The sequence below is a fragment of the Saccharopolyspora sp. MMCC62 genome (assembly GCF_057736575.1).
Window position 1 is genome coordinate 25,523 of the sequence record NZ_JBYKCM010000016.1, and the last position, 17,471, is coordinate 42,993.

At 73.1% G+C, this 17,471-nt stretch carries 12 protein-coding genes; 6 read left to right on the forward strand and 6 right to left on the reverse strand.

The genetic code is table 11. The features are described from left to right. Window positions 1-35: 35 nt before the first annotated feature. The 5 genes from AC29IT_RS27185 to AC29IT_RS27205 all read right to left on the reverse strand — a co-directional run bounded on the left by AC29IT_RS27185 (window position 36) and on the right by AC29IT_RS27205 (window position 8,226). Complete coding sequence (locus AC29IT_RS27185) at window positions 36-1,685, reverse strand: sulfatase family protein (RefSeq protein WP_488220559.1); 1,650 nt, start codon at window positions 1,683-1,685, stop codon at window positions 36-38. A gap of 166 nt (window positions 1,686-1,851) precedes the next feature. Further along, complete coding sequence (locus AC29IT_RS27190) at window positions 1,852-2,244, reverse strand: hypothetical protein (protein WP_358438371.1); 393 nt, start codon at window positions 2,242-2,244, stop codon at window positions 1,852-1,854. Between the two features lie 671 nt (window positions 2,245-2,915). After that, the gene (locus tag AC29IT_RS27195; protein ID WP_488220560.1) at window positions 2,916-5,846 is read right to left on the reverse strand and encodes a penicillin acylase family protein; all 2,931 of its coding nucleotides are present in this window, start codon (window positions 5,844-5,846) and stop codon (window positions 2,916-2,918) included. A gap of 164 nt (window positions 5,847-6,010) precedes the next feature. Then, window positions 6,011-7,081, reverse strand: a complete 1,071-nt coding sequence (locus AC29IT_RS27200) for an SGNH/GDSL hydrolase family protein (RefSeq protein ID WP_488220561.1) — start codon at window positions 7,079-7,081, stop codon at window positions 6,011-6,013. 83 nt (window positions 7,082-7,164) lie between these two features. Then, a complete protein-coding gene (locus tag AC29IT_RS27205) occupies window positions 7,165-8,226 on the reverse strand; it encodes a LysR family transcriptional regulator (protein WP_358438379.1) in 1,062 nt (353 codons plus the stop codon). A 467-nt stretch (window positions 8,227-8,693) separates the two neighbouring features. On the opposite strand from AC29IT_RS27205, the gene AC29IT_RS27210 reads away from it, so the two are divergent. Beyond that, window positions 8,694-9,548: a helix-turn-helix domain-containing protein gene (locus AC29IT_RS27210; RefSeq protein ID WP_358438382.1), complete on the forward strand. Its 855-nt coding sequence runs from the start codon at window positions 8,694-8,696 to the stop codon at window positions 9,546-9,548. 248 nt (window positions 9,549-9,796) lie between these two features. Here AC29IT_RS27210 and AC29IT_RS27215 read toward each other — a convergent pair whose 3' ends face one another. Further along, window positions 9,797-10,594, reverse strand: a complete 798-nt coding sequence (locus tag AC29IT_RS27215; protein ID WP_358438384.1) for a S1 family peptidase — start codon at window positions 10,592-10,594, stop codon at window positions 9,797-9,799. Window positions 10,595-11,429: 835 nt separating this feature from the next. Here AC29IT_RS27215 and AC29IT_RS27220 point away from each other — a divergent pair. The 5 genes from AC29IT_RS27220 to AC29IT_RS27240 are packed head-to-tail and all read left to right on the forward strand — an operon-like array spanning window position 11,430 to window position 17,458. Continuing rightward, the gene (locus tag AC29IT_RS27220; protein ID WP_488220562.1) at window positions 11,430-12,524 is read left to right on the forward strand and encodes an aminotransferase class I/II-fold pyridoxal phosphate-dependent enzyme; all 1,095 of its coding nucleotides are present in this window, start codon (window positions 11,430-11,432) and stop codon (window positions 12,522-12,524) included. Continuing rightward, complete coding sequence (locus AC29IT_RS27225) at window positions 12,521-13,543, forward strand: polyprenyl synthetase family protein (RefSeq protein ID WP_358438390.1); 1,023 nt, start codon at window positions 12,521-12,523, stop codon at window positions 13,541-13,543. Before AC29IT_RS27220 ends, AC29IT_RS27225 begins: the two co-directional genes overlap by 4 nt. Window positions 13,544-13,545: 2 nt before the next feature. Continuing rightward, window positions 13,546-14,535: a UbiA family prenyltransferase gene (locus AC29IT_RS27230; RefSeq protein WP_488220563.1), complete on the forward strand. Its 990-nt coding sequence runs from the start codon at window positions 13,546-13,548 to the stop codon at window positions 14,533-14,535. Further along, window positions 14,532-16,199 carry a prenyltransferase/squalene oxidase repeat-containing protein gene (locus tag AC29IT_RS27235; RefSeq protein ID WP_358438396.1) on the forward strand — a complete coding sequence of 556 codons (1,668 nt, stop codon included), beginning with the start codon at window positions 14,532-14,534 and terminating at the stop codon, window positions 16,197-16,199. The genes AC29IT_RS27230 and AC29IT_RS27235 overlap by 4 nt, the downstream gene beginning before the upstream one ends. 2 nt (window positions 16,200-16,201) lie before the next feature. Next, the gene (locus tag AC29IT_RS27240) at window positions 16,202-17,458 is read left to right on the forward strand and encodes an FAD-dependent oxidoreductase (protein ID WP_488220564.1); all 1,257 of its coding nucleotides are present in this window, start codon (window positions 16,202-16,204) and stop codon (window positions 17,456-17,458) included. The last annotated feature ends 13 nt before the right edge of the window (window positions 17,459-17,471 follow it).

A 17,471-nucleotide genomic window follows, 5' to 3' on the forward strand; every position in this document is an offset into this window, starting at 1 on the left:
CCTCGTGCGGGGATACCCCTGAGCGCGCCGGAATCTCACCCGGGCTGCGGCGGATCCGGTATCGGCTCGCCGCACTCCGCGCCGCGGCAGCCCTGCAGCGCGTCGAGGTGCCGGTCGAGGAACTCCCGCACCTGCGCGTAGCGGACGTCGTCGTGCTTCGACGCCAGCTCGTACGGGTCCACGTGCAGGTCGTAGAGCTCGTGGTCGCCGCTGACGTACCGGACGTACAGGTAGCGTTCGGTGCGGATCGCCTCGTACGCGGCGTCGAGGACCTGGCTGTGGTCGTCCCGCGGTGCCGCCGGCGCGGGCGGCGAGGCGGAACCGTCCTGGTCCAGGTCACCGGCCCAGGCCGCCCGGCCCGAGGCCACGTCCAGCGCGGACGCCCCGTCGGACGCCGCGCCCGGCCGCACCGGCTCAGGCAACGCGCCCTCCGCCGCCTCGTGCAGCAGCGGCCTTCCGGTGCGCAGCAACGGGTTCTGGGCGAACGGCAGCAGTGAACGCCCGTCCAGCGGGATCGTCGGTTCCGCCCCGCCGATGTCGGTGACGGTGGCCGTGAGGTCGGTGTTCGTGCTCAGCTCCGGGACGTGCGCGCCGCCCGCGATGCCCGGCCCGCGCAGCAGCAGCGGCACGTGCGCCGCCGCCTCGTGCGGCAGGAACTTGCCGGTCGGCACCCGGTGCTGGCCGAAGAAGAAACCGTTGTCCGACACGAACATCAGGTACGTGTCGTCGAGGTGCCCGTTGGCGCGCAGCGCGTCCACGATCCGCTGCACCGCCTCGTCCACGGCCAGCAGCGACTCCAGCCGCAGCCGGTAGCTGGTGTCGATCTCGGTGCGGGTGCCCGCCGAGATCCCCGGGTAGTCGCGGAGGAACTCCGGCTTGTCCGCCACGTCCTGCTCGCCGAACGAGGCGTCGTAGGGCAACCGCTCCGCGGCGAACTCGCCCTGGTGGCGCAGCGCGGGACGCGGACCGCGGCCCACCCGGAAGAAGTCGCCGTTGGTCGGGGCGCCGTGCACGTTCTCCCCGTGCGGAGCCAGGAACGCCAGGCTCAAGAAGAACGGGTTCCCCGCCGCCGACTGCCGGTCGATGAAATCGATCGCCTTGTCCCGGTACACGTCGGTCTGGTACATCGCCGGGTCCTGCACCCACGGGTCGCCGTAGGTGCGCAGCACGCCGTTCTCGTTCAACCGGTAGCCGTACATGTCGTAGGTAGTCGGGTCGATCGAACCGCGCCACTCGTCCCAGCCGGGCGGCACGTGCGTCTCGTCCGACTTGCCGTAGCCGTTCGGGTACTTGCCGATGTGCGAGGTCGTGTAACCGGCCGCCCGCATCCACACCGGCAGCGTGTTCGCCTCGTCCAGCGCGTCGTACCCGCCGAGCGGCGGCGCGTTGTGCCGCACCCCGTTGTTGTGCGCCAACTGTCCACTGAGGTACGTCGAGCGGGACGGGCAGCACAGCGGGAACGACGCGTAGTACCGGTCGAACGTGGCCCCGCCGAGCCCCAGCAGCCGCTGCACGTTCGGCATGAACCGCATGCTGTCCAGCCACTGGTCGTCGGTCATCACCACGACCACGTTCGGCTTGCCGCCCGGAGCCGCCGTGCGCACCGGGGACGCGCAGCCCGCCAGCAGCACGCCGAGGACCAGCAGAGCGGACAGGGCGCGCGGAGTTCCGGCGGAACGGGCCATGACCTCGATTTCCGCGCCGCACCGGGGAAAAGTCAAGGAGCCCGGCGCGGTGGAACACGTTCAGCCGCGTCCCATCGGGTCATCTTCGAGCGCGTGAATCGATCAGGCGGGAACCCGGCCTCCAGCTCCCCGGGCCCGCCGCCGTCGGGATCAGTAGCCGTCGGGATCAGTAGCCGTCGCCGCCGAAGAAGGTCTCCTCCAGCTGGTCCGCGGTGTCCGCCACCAGCTGCAGCGGGTCGAGGAACTCGTTGATGTCGAGGTTCAGCAGCGGCAGCGAGTGGCGCAGCACCACGTGCTCGCCCATGATCACCGCGCCGCAGACGACGGAGGTCTCGCCGATCTCCTTCAGCACCAGGCGCAGGTCCACGTCCGAGACGAGGCCGCACACCGAGGCGATCTGGACCCATTCCTCCCGCTGGTCCAGTACCTCCCGGCACACGATGATCACCTGGCTGCGGTCGTCCTCGTACTCGATGAGGATGCGGATCTCGTCGCCGGTGTCCTCGATGACGCGGTAATCGGACCGGACGAATGCGGCGATGTCGTCCCACGTGGCCAAGGTGCCCCCAAGGTCGTCGAGCGTGCCGCCGCGAGACTAGTGCACTCGATCATGCCGCGGGAACAGCTCGACAGCGTGATCCGATTGCCCCGATCGCACGCCACCGCCCCGAATCCGGCGACACCCCGTGCCTCCCGGCGGCAACGGTGTGACCCCCTCGGTTCTCCGAGTGAACGGACCGTTCGTCCGATCCCGCTGGGCGAACGGTCCGTTCCCCCGGCTCGGCCCGCGGCCGCCGCACGGCTCGAACCGCGCCGCTCTCCTCGGGTGAACGGACCGTCGGTCCGATCCTGTTGGGCGAACGGTCCGTTCACTCCGACCTGTCCGCAGCCGTGCCGTCGCCGGGTGAACGGACCGTTCGTCCGATCCCGTTGCACGAAGGGTCCGTTCACCCCACCTGCTTCGGCGGGTAGCACGGTCGCCTCCCGATCCACGGGTGAGCGGACCGTCGGTCCGATCCCGTTGCACGAACGGTCCGTTCACCCCAGAAACTCCCCGACCGACGGCATGGCAGCCAGATCTTCGAGTGAACGGACCGTCCGTCCGATCCCGTTGCACGAACGGTCCGTTCACCCCAGCCGGACCACGGCCGACGCGGCTCCCCCGGCACCGAGTGAACGGACCGTCCGTCCGATCCCGCTGGACGAACGGTCCGTTCACTCCGGCTCGGGTCAGCGGTGGGTGGGGAACTCCACCACCTGCTGGTAGGTCGGCCGGTTCTGCCAGCTGATCGGGTCGTGCGCGATGCCGCCGATCTTGTTGTGCACGATGGCGTCGGCGCACCACTGGTCGCCGGGTTCGCAGTCGGCGTCGCCGGGATAGGTCTCCTCGGCGGGCGTGTCGGCGGCGGCGCGGAGGCTGTCCTGGAGGGCCTGCCTGCAGGCGTCGAGGCTGCCGTCGCCGCACAGCGAGTTCCCGGGCGCGGCGGGTCCGGCACCGAATCCGCCGGGCACGTCGTCGCCGAGCGCGCCGCGCAGGTTCTTCGACACCTGCCCGTACCAGCCGTTGAGGAACGCGGAGCCCTGGTGCGGTTGCCCGACGTGCAGCCCGGGTTCCCCGTTCTGCCAGCCGGAGGGCGATTCGTTGATGTGCTCGGCCCCGGTCAGCGCCTGGTAGGCGTCGGCGCCGACGGCGGGTTCGAAGATGCCGCGGGTGAGCAGCGGCCACCAGGCGTCGAGGAGTTCGATGGCGTCGGCGTGCGCGTACTCCTCGCTGCCGGGTTCGGTTTCGGTGCGGAGTCCGCCGTCGGCGAGCCAGGCGCGCAGCGAGTCGACCTGTCCGGCGAGCTCGGGGTCGGCGGGCCCGCTGTCGAGGACGCGCAGCAGGTCGGGCAGCACGCGTTCGGCGCGCAGGTCGACGAGGGCGGCTTCGGACATGGCGCGGGTGAGCTCGGCCCGGTCGACGCCGCCTTGCGCGACGAGTCCGCGGACGCGGGAGTCGAGCAGGTCGCCGCGCTGCACGGCGCCCTTGTTGAGCCCCGCGCCGCTGGTGCCGGGGGCCTGCTTGTTGTTCCAGCTGACGTAGTAGTCCTGGTCGACGGACTGCGGGTGCTGCTCGGACGGCAGGTAGCGGGCGGTGTTGCCGTCGGGGTTCCAGTCCTGCCAGTCGTTGCCGGGGTCGGCGAGGATCGGCATGGCGGGGTCGACGTGCGCCGGCCGCGCCGGGTTGGCCCCGGAGTTGAAGTAGGCGGTGTGCTCGGCGTCGGCGTAGAACCAGTTGAAGGTGTAGTTCACGTCGGTAGCGGCCTGCTGGAACGCTTCGGGCGAGGTGATCTCGGCGGGGTCGTTGAACCGCTGGAACCCGATGATCGAGTCGACCTCGTGCTGGAAGGTGGAGCGCAGCGAGGCGTAGGCGACGGGCTTGCCGTCGATGGTCGCGCGGTGCGTGATCGGCCCGTACGCGGTGCGGAAGGACACCAGCCGGTAGGACCCGGCGGGGGTGTCGTCGCCGAGGTTCGGTTCCCAGGAGTCGTGCCGTTCGACCTGCTGCATCGGCACGCAGTCGCCGCGGAGCAGGTAGTGGTCGGCGTCCTTGGTGACGAGCCCGCCGTCCGGGGAGCAGAGTTCGACGGCGTAGGTGTCGATGATGTCCTGGGCGGCGGTGGTGGCGCTCCACGAGTAGTCCTGGCCGCGGCCGAGCAGCGTGTAGAAGCTGAGGCCGGCGAACGAGGCGCCCTTGGAGGAGATCCCGGGCCCTTGCAGCTCTTGCAGGGTGAGCAGCTGCGGCGCGAAGTACCCGGTCTGCGGCCCGTACACGGCGATGGGGTGGCCGCTGGCGGTGTGCTCGCCGGAGACGAGCAGCGCGTTGGACATGCCGCGGGGTTCGGCCATGTCCGCGGGCAGCACGCCGTCGTCGAACATGCCGCGCAGCGCGTCGACCTGCTCTTCGGGGGCCAGCGGCCGTGCGGGCGCGGCTTCGGGCGCGGTCTGCGGCCGGGGCGCGGCGGGTTCGGCGGGTTCGGCTGCGGAGCCGGTGGCGTCGAACACGAGCTGCTGCTCGGTGACCGAGCCGGGGTCGGGCATGGCCCGGCCCTGCGGGTCGTCGGGCGTGGCGGCGTAGGGGAATTCGTGCCCGTCGTGGACGGTGGAGATGGCTTCGGGGTCGTTCTCGGCGCGGAAGGTGCGCCACACCTGTTCGCCGCGCTCGGGACCGAAGCGCTCGTGCAGCGACATGCGGGCCACCGCCTGCTGGACCTCGTTGCCGCCGCCACCGCCGAACTGGGCGCCGACGACGGAGGCGAGCACGACGAGGTCGGTGAGCTGGAACGGTTCGATCTCGCCCGCGTTGGTGATGGCGTCGACGTGGCCGGTGGCGACGTACTCGCCGGGGAAGTAGCGGCCGTCGTGGGCTTCGCGCAGGTAGGTGTTGATGCCGTCCACGTAGGACTGCGCGTCGGCGAGGGCCTGCACGCCGCGCGGCCCCTTCTGCGCGGCTTGGTCGATCTGCCGCTGCAGCTCCTCCTCGGTGTAGGGGGAGGTGGCGAAGAAGTCCTGCTCGAGCTGGCGGTTGGCGGGGGCGCCGCCGGCGAACGAGCTGACCTCGCCGCGACCGGCGTGGCGCAGCACGTCCATCAGGAACAGCTTGTCCTCGGCGGTGGTGTACCCGGCGCCGAAGGTGGTGCCGGAGCGCGTGTCGCCGTAGATGTGCGGGACGCCCGCGGACTTGTCCCGCACGACCGTGACGTCGTCGCGCGGGTGGTAGGTGCGGTCCACGTCGTCGGGCCGCACGCCGAAGGAGTTGTCGTGGAAGAACTCGTCGATGGTGCCGGTGGTGAGCTGCTGGTACCCGGTGGCCAGGTCGGCGTAGGGCGCGATCTGGTCGTCGGAGTGCTTCGGCTTGGTGCCGAACAGCAGGTGCCCGGCGAGTTCGGCGAGCGTGGCGTTGCCGTTCTGGCCGGGCGGCAGCACCTGGTGGCACTGGCCGCCGCAGTGGTCCGGGACCTCGGGCACCGCAGGTTCGGAGGCGGCGGCTTCGGGCGCGGCGGACCCGGGAGCAGCGGGCGCGGGAGCAGCGGGCGCGGCGGCCGCCGCCGGGGCGAGCGCGAGCGCGCCGAGGAGAGCGCCGACGCCGAGTGCGGCGGTGATGCGGTGCGGCCCGGCCATCTGCGAGTCCTCTCGTCGGGTTCGGGCCGGACGCTAATCGAACATCAAGAGAAATGAAATCAATTCATGTTCTGCGTGGATTCAGATTGGGCCATCCGAGTGATCAGGTGGACCTGAATGCTCACGCACGTGACAACCGGCGCTGCGCACCTCGGCGCAGCGGCTCATCCGGCATCCGGGTGCCGCGCCACGTCCGCGGCCGCCCGCTCCGCCGCGGACGTCCCCGCTCCCGGCACCGCCCGATCCGGCATCGCCCCGCCCAGCTCCGCCTCGCCCGACGCCGCCCGATCCGACGCCACCCGATCCAGCGCCGCCCGATCCGACGCCGCCCGACCCAGCGCCGCCCGATCCGGACCGGACCGCTCGATCCCGGAACGCCCCGGCACCCCGCCCGGCGCGGCCCCCGCGATCCCGCCGCCGCGGAGCCGCCGTTCCCGGAGCCGCCGTTCCCGGCGCAGCGCCAGCACTTCCCGCACCACCACCGCCACCCCGTGCGGCAGCAGATCCGCACCGCGCCGCACCAGCCACGGCACTCCCCGGAACACCAGCCACGCCGCGTGGTGCCAGGCCGTGACCCGAACGCCCCCGGCGCAGCGCAACGGCACCGGATCCACCAGCAGACCGGCCGCCACCAGCCGCTCCCCCATCGCCCGCGCCAGCAGCCGGTGCCCGAGCTCGGAGGGGTGCAGCCGGTCCACCGACCACGCGTCCGGCTCGTAGGCGCCGGGCAGCACGTCCAGGTCCACGCAGCGCGCCCCGTGCCGGGACAGCACCTCGTCGAGCACCGCGTTGACCTGCTCGATCCGCTTGCGCAGCGCGCGGTGCAGCGGCGCGGGCAACCGGAACACCCGCCCGTGGTCGTGGTAGCGCGCGGCCACCACCACCGCCCCGGCGCGGGTCAGCTCGCCCACCACCGCGTCCAGCCGCCGCAGCAGCAGGACCGGGTCGAAATCGGAGCGCAGCGTGTCGTTCATGCCGACCACCAGCACCACCGCGTCGGGCCGCAGCCGCAGCGCGCCCGGCAGCTGCACCTCGTGCACGTCGCGCACCCGCGCGCCCGAGGCCGCCAGGTTCGCGTACCGGATGCGGCCCGGCCCGCCGCAGGCGTCCGCGAGCAGCCGGGCGAACCCGCGCCTGCCGCCGCCCGGTGTCCGGTCGCCCATGCCGACGGTCGTCGAATCGCCCAGCGCGACCAGGGTGCGCACCGGTCGTCCTGCGGTTCTCGGCTCGCTCACGCGCAACACCTTCACCGGCGCGGGCTCACCTGCGGTGAGGACCCGGTGGCCGGGCGGAGACGTCTCGGCGAACTGTCGGCCGGTCAGGCCCGGGTGGACTTCTCCGCGCGCCACTCGTCGTGCCTGCTGGTCAGCGCCGACCACAACCGGTTCAGCGGATGCCCCGCGTCGTGCTGCTCCAGCTCGCCCGCCCGCGCGAACGCGCCGACCAGCACCTCCAGCTCCGGTTCCAGGTCGCCGAGCACGTCGAGGGTCCGCAGCCCGCGCCCGTCCGGCAGCCTGCCGTCCATCGCCGCCTCCGCGACGCCGCGGGTGACCAGCATGCAGCCGTGCAGCAGCCCGGAGCTGAGCAGTTCGAACCCGTAGCGCACGTCGTCGACCTCGGCGGCCACGTTCAGCGCCCCCCGGTAGTCGGCGCCGTACCAGCCGCGCAGGAACTCGGTGACGAGCCCGCTGCCCGCGACGATCAGCGGCAGCCGCGGCAGCGCGGCGGCGCGGACCGCGGGACCGGCGACCAGCCTCCGGTCCAGGTTGGTGACGAGGGTGAGCCCGCTGCGCCGCCACTCCAGCACGTCGAGCCCTTCCGGGTCCGCCCCGACGTGGGTGAGGGTGCTGCCGCAGACCAGGTCGACCTCGTTGGCGCGCAACGCTTCCAGCAGGTTGCGGGTGCGCAGGTGCACCACCTTGAGGTCGATGCCGTCATCGCGGAACCCGGCGGCGACCCGCTCCACCGCGGGCGTGAGGAAGCCGAGGGTGAACCGGGTGGTGCCGACCCGCAGCGATCCGCCGACGCGACGCCGGGAGTCGGTGACCACGTCCAGCCAGTCGTCGAGGGTGTCCCGCGCGCGCTCGACCAGCGCCTCACCGGTGCCGGTGAACAGCGCGCTCTTCCCCCTGCCCTGCTTGAGGACCAGCGGTTCGCCGCACAGCTCGCGGAAGTTCCGGTTCAGGGTGTCCAGTTGCTTCTGCACGCTGGACTGCTCGCGGCCGAGCAGCCGGGCCGCGGCCAGCGCGGTGCCCGCCTCGTGCACCACCACCAGGGTGCGCAGCTGGTCCAGGGTCGTGTCCAGGAGTGCCTGCGGGGCGTGCACCCGCCGGTGTTCGGCGTCGGCGGCTGCGATCTCGGAGGTTCCGGTTGACGGCATGTGTCCTTCCACATGTGCGGTGCCGCCCGCTCTGCGGAGCGTGCGTGCTGCGACCGTTGCGCGCGGCGGCTGACGGCCCTCCCCGGGCCGAGTCTATCCCCGCGGACTGATCTCGAGGGCACTCCACATGTTCCGGCGAATTGTCGGCCGTTCCAGTGGAAGCGGTGGTGGCGGTCGTGCCAACCTGATCTCAGCGGCGCCGCGGGGGAGGCGCCGCGCGGCATCCGGGGGGTCGGATGGCCTGGGGGTGGCGGGGGCCCGGTTTCCGGGTCCCCGCGACATCACCGCGCGTGGTCGGCCCGCAGGTCCGGTGCCGGAGCGGGGCTGCGCTGGTGGATCGCGGCCCGGAAGTTCTCGGCGGAGGCGCATCTTCGAGGTGGAATCGGGAATCTGCGGCGGTTCGGGCAGTTCACCAGTACCTGATCGAGCGACGGTTTTTTCCGCGCTGGCACCATATTCTGACGATCATGTCGAACTCCCCCCGGGCCCGCGCACTGGCGGCAGAGGTACGCAAGGTGCGCAAGGACAAAGGGATGTCCCAGGGAGTGCTCGCCGAACAGCTCGGCTGGAGCATCGCGAAGATCAGCCGCATCGAGACGGCGCAGCGCGGTATCGGCGGACCCGACCTGGCTGCGGTGCTGGCGGCGCTGCGGGTGCGCGGCAAGCGGCGCGAGCAGCTGCTGACGATGGCCGAAGAGCTGGGGCGCCCGTCGTGGTGGGAGGCGATGGCGGGGTTGTCGGCGCACACCCGCGCCTGCATCGACGCGGAGCAGCGCGCGTCCCGGCTCACCGAGCTCAGCCTCGGTTACGTGCCGGTGCTGCTGCAGACCCGGGCGTACGCGACCGCGGTGTGCGCGGCGTCCGGCGCAGGGACCGGTGAAGTCGACGAGCAGGTCAACGTGCGCCAGGTGCGGCAGGGCATCCTGCACAAGGCGTCACCCGTGTCGTTCACCGCCTACCTCGACGAGTCGGTGCTGGCCCGGCCCGTCGGCGGTCCGGCGGTGAGCGCCGGGCAGCTGCGGCACCTGCTGCGCTGCGCGGAGGCGCCGAACATCGCGGTGCGGGTGCTGCCGACGAACCTGGGCGTGCACGCCGGGCTCGGCGGCCCGTTCACCGTGATCGAGTTCGCCCGCGGCGTGGCGACGGTGCTGCTGGAGAGCCAGGAGTGCGGACTGCTGCTGGACGACGAGGAGCGGGTCGCGGCGTTCCGCGAATCCGTCGACTGCCTGGACCGGGTCGCGCTGGGGACCGTGGAATCGCGCGCGGTCATCGGCGGCTACGCCACCAAGTTCGAGGACCGCTCGGCCCGCCAGCTCGCGTGAGCTCGGGTTCCCGCTCGGCCGGCGGAGCGCATCCACCGCTGCTGGGTTCTCGTCCCCGGTGGCTCCACCGCGGGAGAAGCCCACGTCCTCGCGGGGAAAGCGCGGCGAACCCGCTGCGGTGCGCGCGGGTGGCCGCCGCTCGGCGGCCGAGGGGACGTCGCCGGTAGGACGAGGCCAGGACGGGACGCCGGGAACGCGAGAACGGGGCGGTCCGCGTGGACCGCCCCGTTCTCGTACCGTTCAGCGGATCAGTTGCCGATCTGCTCGGTCAGGACGTCGTTGTAGGCGCCGACGCGGGCGTAGACGCCGGGCTTGCCGGGGCGGGCGCAGCCTTCGCCCCAGGAGGTGACGCCGATGAGGCGGCCGTCGGCCACCATCGGGCCGCCGGAGTCGCCCTGGCAGGCGTCGACGCCGCCCTCGGGCAGACCGGCGCAGACCATCGAGTCGGGGCTGTACTCGTCGTACCCGGCGGAGCAGTCGGCGTCGGAGCTGACCGGCACGGTCGCGGTCTTGAGGTGGTCGGAGGTGGAGCCGCCTTCCTGGGTGGTCCCCCAGCCGAGGAGGGTCGCGTCGGTGCCCGCGGTGTAGCCGGCGTCGTCGGCGGTGGCCAGCTCGATCGGCGCGGCGCCTTCGACGGGCGCGGACAGGGTCAGCACGGAGACGTCGAAGCCCTGGGTGGCGTCGGTGTACTCGGGGTGCACCCAGACGTCGCTGACCTCGGAGACGGTGCCGCCGGTGCCGCTGATCTCGGTCTGCCCGCTGAGCACGTTGATCTCGGACGGGTCGGAGCCGGTGGTGCAGTGCGCCGCGGTGACGACCTTGGTCTCGGAGACGAGCGAGCCGCCGCAGAACTGCTGTCCGTCGGGCGTGGTGAGGGCGACGACGAACGGGTGGTCGGCGATGTCGGCGTCCTGGCCGCCGACGATGTACGGGCTGACGTCGGCCGGTTCGGCCTGGGCGGCCGAGACGGAGACGGTGGCGGCGGCCGAGAGGGCGACCGCGGCGATCCCGGCGATGCGGGCCAGACGACGTGGGGCAGCGACCATCTTGCTCTCCTCGATCTCGCGTCCGGGTCGATGGGGCGTCCCGGGCGTTGTCGGTTGTCCGGGATCGGCTGCGCGTGGTCCGTTCCCGGGTCCCTCCACGAAACGGGCCGGTGCCCGCCCCGCTGCCATTGAGGAATCGTCTGCGACCCTAATCGCGGCGACATTCGGCCCAAAAGTGCCGGTATTTGCCGTTTTCACAGTGCCGTTCGGCAATCCGCGATTCGCCCGGTCGGCGGTATTCGGGTCGGCGCCGCGCTTTCGCGCCGAATGCCGGGGAAACGGGTCCGCGGCCCCGGCGCGCCCCGAACGCACCGGGGCCGCGGTTCTGCCGCGACCGGTACTCCCGCCGGTCGTGGCGCAGCCAGCGGTCCCCGGACCGTGGCGGGTGCGGCCACCGGGCCCCGACTGCCGCTGTGGCGGACGCACCGCGTCCGGTGTACCGAACGACCGGTGGAATATTCCAGAGCCATTCGGGCGACCACGTTCGCGCAGGCCGCGCGGCACCGGGGCCGGAACCCGCTGACCTGGTGAATCCACCTGGATCACAGATTGGTTGCAACGCGCGCGGACGGGCGCGCGAGAGGCGACGGGCGCGGGGACTCGGCCGCTCCCCCGGCGGGCTAGCACAGCGGCGGTCCGCACCGGCGGCGCCGCGACCCCCTGCCGCAGAACATTCAGGGAATCCCCTCGAAGAAAACCGACCACGCGGATTCCGAAACACGGACCTAACGTTCCACAAGAACGCGAACCTTGACATCGAACGCCGCGGAACACAGTATTCGACCAGCATCACGAGCGGTCCGGAACAGAACCGGCGGACACCGCACGAGAGGCCATGAAACCCAGCGGCCAGAACGGGATTGGCACTGTGACCTCAATTGTGCACCAGCTCTCCCTGAACGAGAATTTCGCCCCACCGCTGCCCGGCGTGAGAACTGCCGCCGAAGCCGCGCTCGACACGCTGAACCTCACTCCGGACCCGTTCTCCGCGGATCTGGTCGCGCGCATCGCCGAGCACCACGGGGTGGCCGCGGAACGGGTGCTGGCGGGGGTCGGGTCCGGCGCGCTGCTCCAGCAGTTCCTGCAGGTCCACGCGGGCCCGGGCACCGAGGTGGTGCACCCGTGGCCGTCGTTCGAGATGTATCCGCTGATGATCCGCAACGCCGGAGCGACCGCGGTGGGCGTGCCGCTGCGGGATGCGGCGCACGACCTGGACGCGATGGCGGCCGCGATCACGGAACGCACTCGTGCGGTTCTGCTGTGCAACCCGAACAATCCGACGGGATCGATCCTGACCGCGGAACAGATCACCGGGTTCCTCGATCGCATTCCGAGTGATGTGCACGTGGTGCTCGACGAGGCCTACATCGACTTCGCGACCGGGACCACCGAGAACATTGCGGATGGAATCGAACTAGCCCGAACGGACCAGCGCCTGACCATCGCTCGGACCTTTTCGAAGTCCTACGGGCTGCTCGGGATGCGCGTCGGTTACCTGCTGGCACCGGAACCGGTGGTGGCCGCGTTGAAGCCGGGCGCGCTGTTCTTCCGGGTGAGCGCCCCCGCACAGGCGGCGGCCGCGGCGGCGCTGGCGGCGTCCGCGGTGATGCGCGCCCAGTGCGCGGAGGTCGCCGCCGAACGCGACCGGCTCCGGGACGGCCTGCTGGCGCGCGGCATCCCGGTGCCCGCCAGCGGCGGGAACTTCCTGTGGCTGCCGCTGGGCGCCGCGAACCAGCGCTTCGTGGACCGGTGCGCCGAGCGCGGCGTGGTGGTGCGGGAGATCGCCGAGTCCGGGGTGCGGCTGACCGTCGGCACCGCCGCGGCGAACGACCTGGTGCTGGAGGTCGCGGCCGAGTTCACCACCGAACTCGCGCCCGCGGAGCCCGGTATCGGAGACCTGGCCGCCGAGGTCAGCGAGCCCGCCCGGTGACCGCCCGGATCACCGACGCCCACGACCTGTCCGGGGATCCGGCGGCGGTGCTGGCCGCGTCCCCGGTGGCGGCGGAGCTGCGCGCCGAGCTGGAGCGCCGCTGGCCGGCGGGCACCGACCACATCGGCGAGGTGTCGCGGTACGCGCTGCTGGCACCGGGCAAGGTGCTGCGCCCGGTGATGCTGGTCGCGGCGGCGGAGGCCGTCGGCGGGGACCGCGCCGCGGTGCTGCCCGCGGCGGTCGCCATCGAGTACCTGCACGTGGCATCGCTGGTGCACGACGACATCATCGACGGCGACGAGCTGCGGCGCGGCCGGGCTTCGGTACCGGTGCGGTTCGGAGTGCCGGACGCGATCGTCACCGGGGACGCGCTGATCCTGAGCCTGTTCGCCGCGCTCACCGAGTGCGGGCTGCCCGCCGAACCGGTGCTGGCCGCGGTGCGCGCGGTCGCCGACGCGGGCGTGGACCTGTGCCGGGGCCAGGCGCTGGAGGCGGAGCTGCTGCGGGACCCGGCGTGCCCGCCGGAGCGGTACCGGCGGATGGCGGCGTTGAAGACGGGTGCCCTGTTCCGGGCGGCGTGCCGGTCCGGCGCGGTGCTCGGCGGCGGGGACGCCGAGCAGGTGGCGGCGGCGACGCGGTTCGCCGACCGGGTCGGCACGGCGTTCCAGATGCACGACGACCTGCTGCCGTACCTGGCGGACACCGAGGTGACCGGCAAGTCGGGCAGCAGCGATGCGGGGAACATGCGGCCGACGTTCCCGGTGATCGTGGCGCACGGCATGGCGGGGACGCGGGATCGCGCGCTGCTGGCGGAGGCGCTCAGCGGCTCCCGGTCGCCGGTGGAGTCGTTCGCGCTGCTGCGGGACGTGCTGACCCGGCTGGGCGCGGTGGAGCGCGCCGCGGCGGAGGCGGCCGAGGAGATCCGGCAGGCGCACCGGGATCTGGCGGTGCTGCCGGTCGGCGAGGGCGCGCGGCTGCTGGCGGCGGTCGCGGACCTCGCGATCCACCGGGACCGCTAGCCGTGGCCGCGTCGATGTCCGCGGTGCGCCGCGGGATCCGGGCGCACGTCGAGACCTGGCGGCCCTACACGACCTGCTATCCGGCGATGGTGGGGATCGCGGGCGCGGTCACCGCGGGCGCCGGTTGGGGCGTGCCGCTGGTGGCTGCGGCGGTGGTGCCCGCGCTGGGCTGGTTGTCCGGGCACTACCTGGGCGACTACTTCGACCGGGAGCTGGATGCGATCGGGAAGCCGCAGCGGCCCATCCCGTCCGGCCGGTTGTCGCCGCGCGCGGCACTGGCCTGCGGGCTGGGGTGCGCGGCGGCGGCCGCGGTGTTCGCGCTGCTGGTGAACTGGCGGGCGGTGCTGCTGGTGGTGGTGGCGACGGCGGGCATCGTCGCCTACAGCCGGTTCTGCAAGGCGCGCGGCCTGTCCGGGAACCTGGTGCGCGGCGCGCTGACGGCGCTGGCGCTGGCGGCGGGCGCGCTGCTGGGCGCGGACCGGTTGCCGTGGCCGGTGCTGGTGTTCGCGCTGGTGTTCTTGGCGCACGACGCGGCGTCGAACCTGGTGGGGACGATGCGCGACGTGGACGGCGATCGGGCCGGTGGCTACCGGTCGGTGCCGGTGCGCAGCGGTGTTCCGGTGGCGGTGCGGATGTCGTTCGCGCTGTACGCGTCGGGGCTGCTGGTGGTGCTGGCGCTGGCGGAGGCGGTGCCGCAGCGGGGCGGCTATTCGGCGTTGGCGACGGTGGCGGCGTGCGCCGGAACGGCGGCGTTCTCGTTGCTGCTGGAGCACATCCGGGAGTTGCCGCCGCGGAAGGCGTTGCGGGCGCACGAGATCCTCGTCGCGGAGCGGCTGGTGCTGGCGGGCGCGCTGATCGCGGGTGCGGCGGGCCTGTGGCTCGCGTTGGCGGTGCTGGTGCCCGCGCTGGTGTTCAGCCTCGGTGCGCAGGCCGTGCTGCGTTCGGGGCACGAGTTCCCCACGGCAGAGCGACGGGAGGCGACGCTGCCATGACGACTTCGCGGGCCGAGGAGGTCTCCGAGGCGATCGAGGCCGCGGCGGAGGCGGTGTTCGCCGCGCGGCGCCCGGACGGCGTGTTCGACTACTCGGAGGACGGGCTGACGTCCACGTTGAGCACGGTGGGCGCGGTGAGCGCGCTGCACTTCGCCGATCCGCGGGGTTCGGCGGACCTGATCGAGCGGGGCGTGGCGTGGCTGCGGGCGCAGCAGTCGGACACCGGCGGCTGGAGCATGGTGCCGGGCGGTGCGGACGAGGCGGGCCCGACGGCGGTGGCGTCGGCGACGCTGCAGCTGGTGGCGCCGGAGTCGGCGGGCGACGCGGTGGCGGCCGGGCAGCGCTGGATGCTGGACCACGGTGGCCTGGACGGGATTCCGCACCCGGAGGTGACGGCCTGGTGCCGCCAGTTCTACTCGTTCGTCGGCTGGCTGCGGACCTCGGACATGCGCCGGTTCCCGCTGGAGCTGGCGGTGCTGCGCGGCCCGTTCCTGCGGTTGTTCGACCTGCGCGCGCCGATGGTGTGCGCGTTGGGCTTGGCGCAAGCGGCGACGCGGGAGCAGACGCCGGTGACTCGGCTGCTGGCGAAGGCGGGCACGCCGGGCGCGCTGGCGATCATCCGCGAGGTGTACGCGCACGAGGGCAGCACCGGCGGCTGGTGCGAGGACGCGTGGGTGACCGGGTTGATCTGCGGCGGCCTGGCGCGCGCGGGCCTGGGCGCGGACATGGTGGCGGGCGCGGTGCGCTGGTTCCGGGAGCAGGTGAACGAGGACGGGTCGTGGAACAGCGGCCCGCTGGGGCTGACCTGGTCGATGTACGCGGGGGGCGGGTTGCTGGAGGCCGGGTACGCGGCGGACGAGCGGCTGCTGGCGACCCGAGAGGTGTTCCTGCGGGAGCAGCAACACCGGCCGTTCACGGCATTCGGCTGCCCGCCGGGTTTCTGGGGCTGGTCCGGCAAGGGCTGGCCGGCATCGCTGGAGACCGGGGAGATCATGTCGGCGCTGGCCCGCTTCCCGGGTGAGCTGCAGCGCCCCGCGCTGGACGCGGGCGCGCGCTGGTTGTTCGCGCAGCAGGACTCGCGGGGTTCGTGGGGCTTGTGCGTGCGGAACACGAAGGTGGCGAACAGCGGGCCGTGCCCGCACATGACGGCGCAGTCGCTGGACGGGCTGCTGGATTCCGGGGTTCCGGCGGCGGATCGGCGGATCCGCAAGGCGGTGCGCTGGTTGCAGCGGGCGCAGCGGCCGGACGGTTCGTTCGAATCGGTGTGGTACCGGATGCACACGGCAGGCACCTCGGCGGTGCTGCAGACGCTGGTGCGCGCCGGGGCGGGCGGTTCGGATGCGGCGCGGCGGGCGCAGGAGTGGCTGGTGCGCGCGCAGCTGCCGGACGGCTCGTGGGGAACCGGTGGCGACGAGCCGGGCACGGTCGAGGAGACGGCGTGGGCGGTCGGCGCGCTGCTGGTCGCGAGCGGCGGCACCGAGGGCGCGGAGGTGCGGCGCGGGGTGCGCTGGCTGCTGGACGCGCGCCGCCCGGACGGGTCGTGGTCGGCGGCTCCGGTGAACGAGTACGTGCGCCACGTGTCCCGCTACGGGAACCGGGCGTTGGCGAACGGGTTGGCGTTGCGGGCGCTGGCCCGCTACCGCGATGCGGCGGGGAGGAGTTGACCGTGGACGCCGATGTGGTGGTGTGCGGCGCCGGGGTCGGCGGCCTCGCCGCGGCCTGCGCGTTGAGCTCGCGGGGTTTCCGGGTGCTGCTGCTGGAGAAGAGCGCCGAGCCGTCGCGGGTCGCGAAGGGCGAGGTGCTGCAGCCGGGCGCGCTGCGGGTGCTGCGGGACTGGGGCGTGGCGCGGCGGCTGGAGGAGCGCGGCGGGCTGCGGCTGGCGCGGCTGGTGGCGCGGGACACCGCGGGCGCACCGCTGATGGCGTTGGACTACGACCGGTTGCGCGAGCAGGAGCGGTGGCTGCTGGCGCACGACTACCCGGTGATCCTGGATGCGCTGGCGGACCGGCTGGACGGTTCGGTGGAGTTCCGCCGGGGTGCGCTGGTGCGGGATCTGCTGCGGGACGCGGACGGCCGGGTCGTGGGGGTGCGGGTCGCCGAGGGCGGGCACGAGCGGGAGGTGCGGGCGTCGCTGGTGGTCGCCGCGGACGGCGTCTCCTCGCGGCTCCGGAAGGCGGCGGGCATCGAGGTGCGGCGGGACGAGTACCCGCACCGGCTGGCGGCGTTCGACATCGCGGACGCGCCGCGGGTCGAGCAGGACTTCTCGGCCTACGTCAGCGAACGCGGCCTGCGGTTGCGGTACCCGCTGCCGGGCGGCCGGGTTCGGCTGTACGTGCAGGTGGGGCCGGACGAGCTGCGCGGACTGGACGCCGACGGCATGGCCGGGTGGATCGAGCGGCTGGTGCGGGACACGCCCGCGCTGGAGCCGCTGGCGGAGGCGCTGCGGGCGAGCGCGGCGAACCGGCAGGTGCTGCCGGTGTCCCGGTTCCTGGCACCGAGCCTGGGGATTCCGGGGTTGGCGCTGGTCGGCGAGACGGGACACGCGGTGCACCCGATGGCGGCGCAGGGCATGAACACGTCGATCACGGATGCGGAGAGCCTCGCCCGGCACCTCGGCGACGACCTGGGCGCGGAGGGGGTGGACGCGGGAATTCGCTCGTACGAGGCGGAACGACTCCCCGAACTGGTCCACATCGGACAGACGAGCCACAACGCGGCCCGCATGATCACGGACCTGTCGTGGACCGGCCGGGTGGTGGGGCGGCGCGCGCTGCGCTGCACCGGCGGCAACGACCGGTTGCGCTACACGGTCATGCACAACATGGCCGGGCTCGGGCAGCACCGGTTGTCGCTGCTGGACCGGCTGCACCAGGTGGGGGTGCTGCCCGATCCGCGGGCCCGGCACCTCCCGGCCTGGGCATGAGCACCGCCCAGGC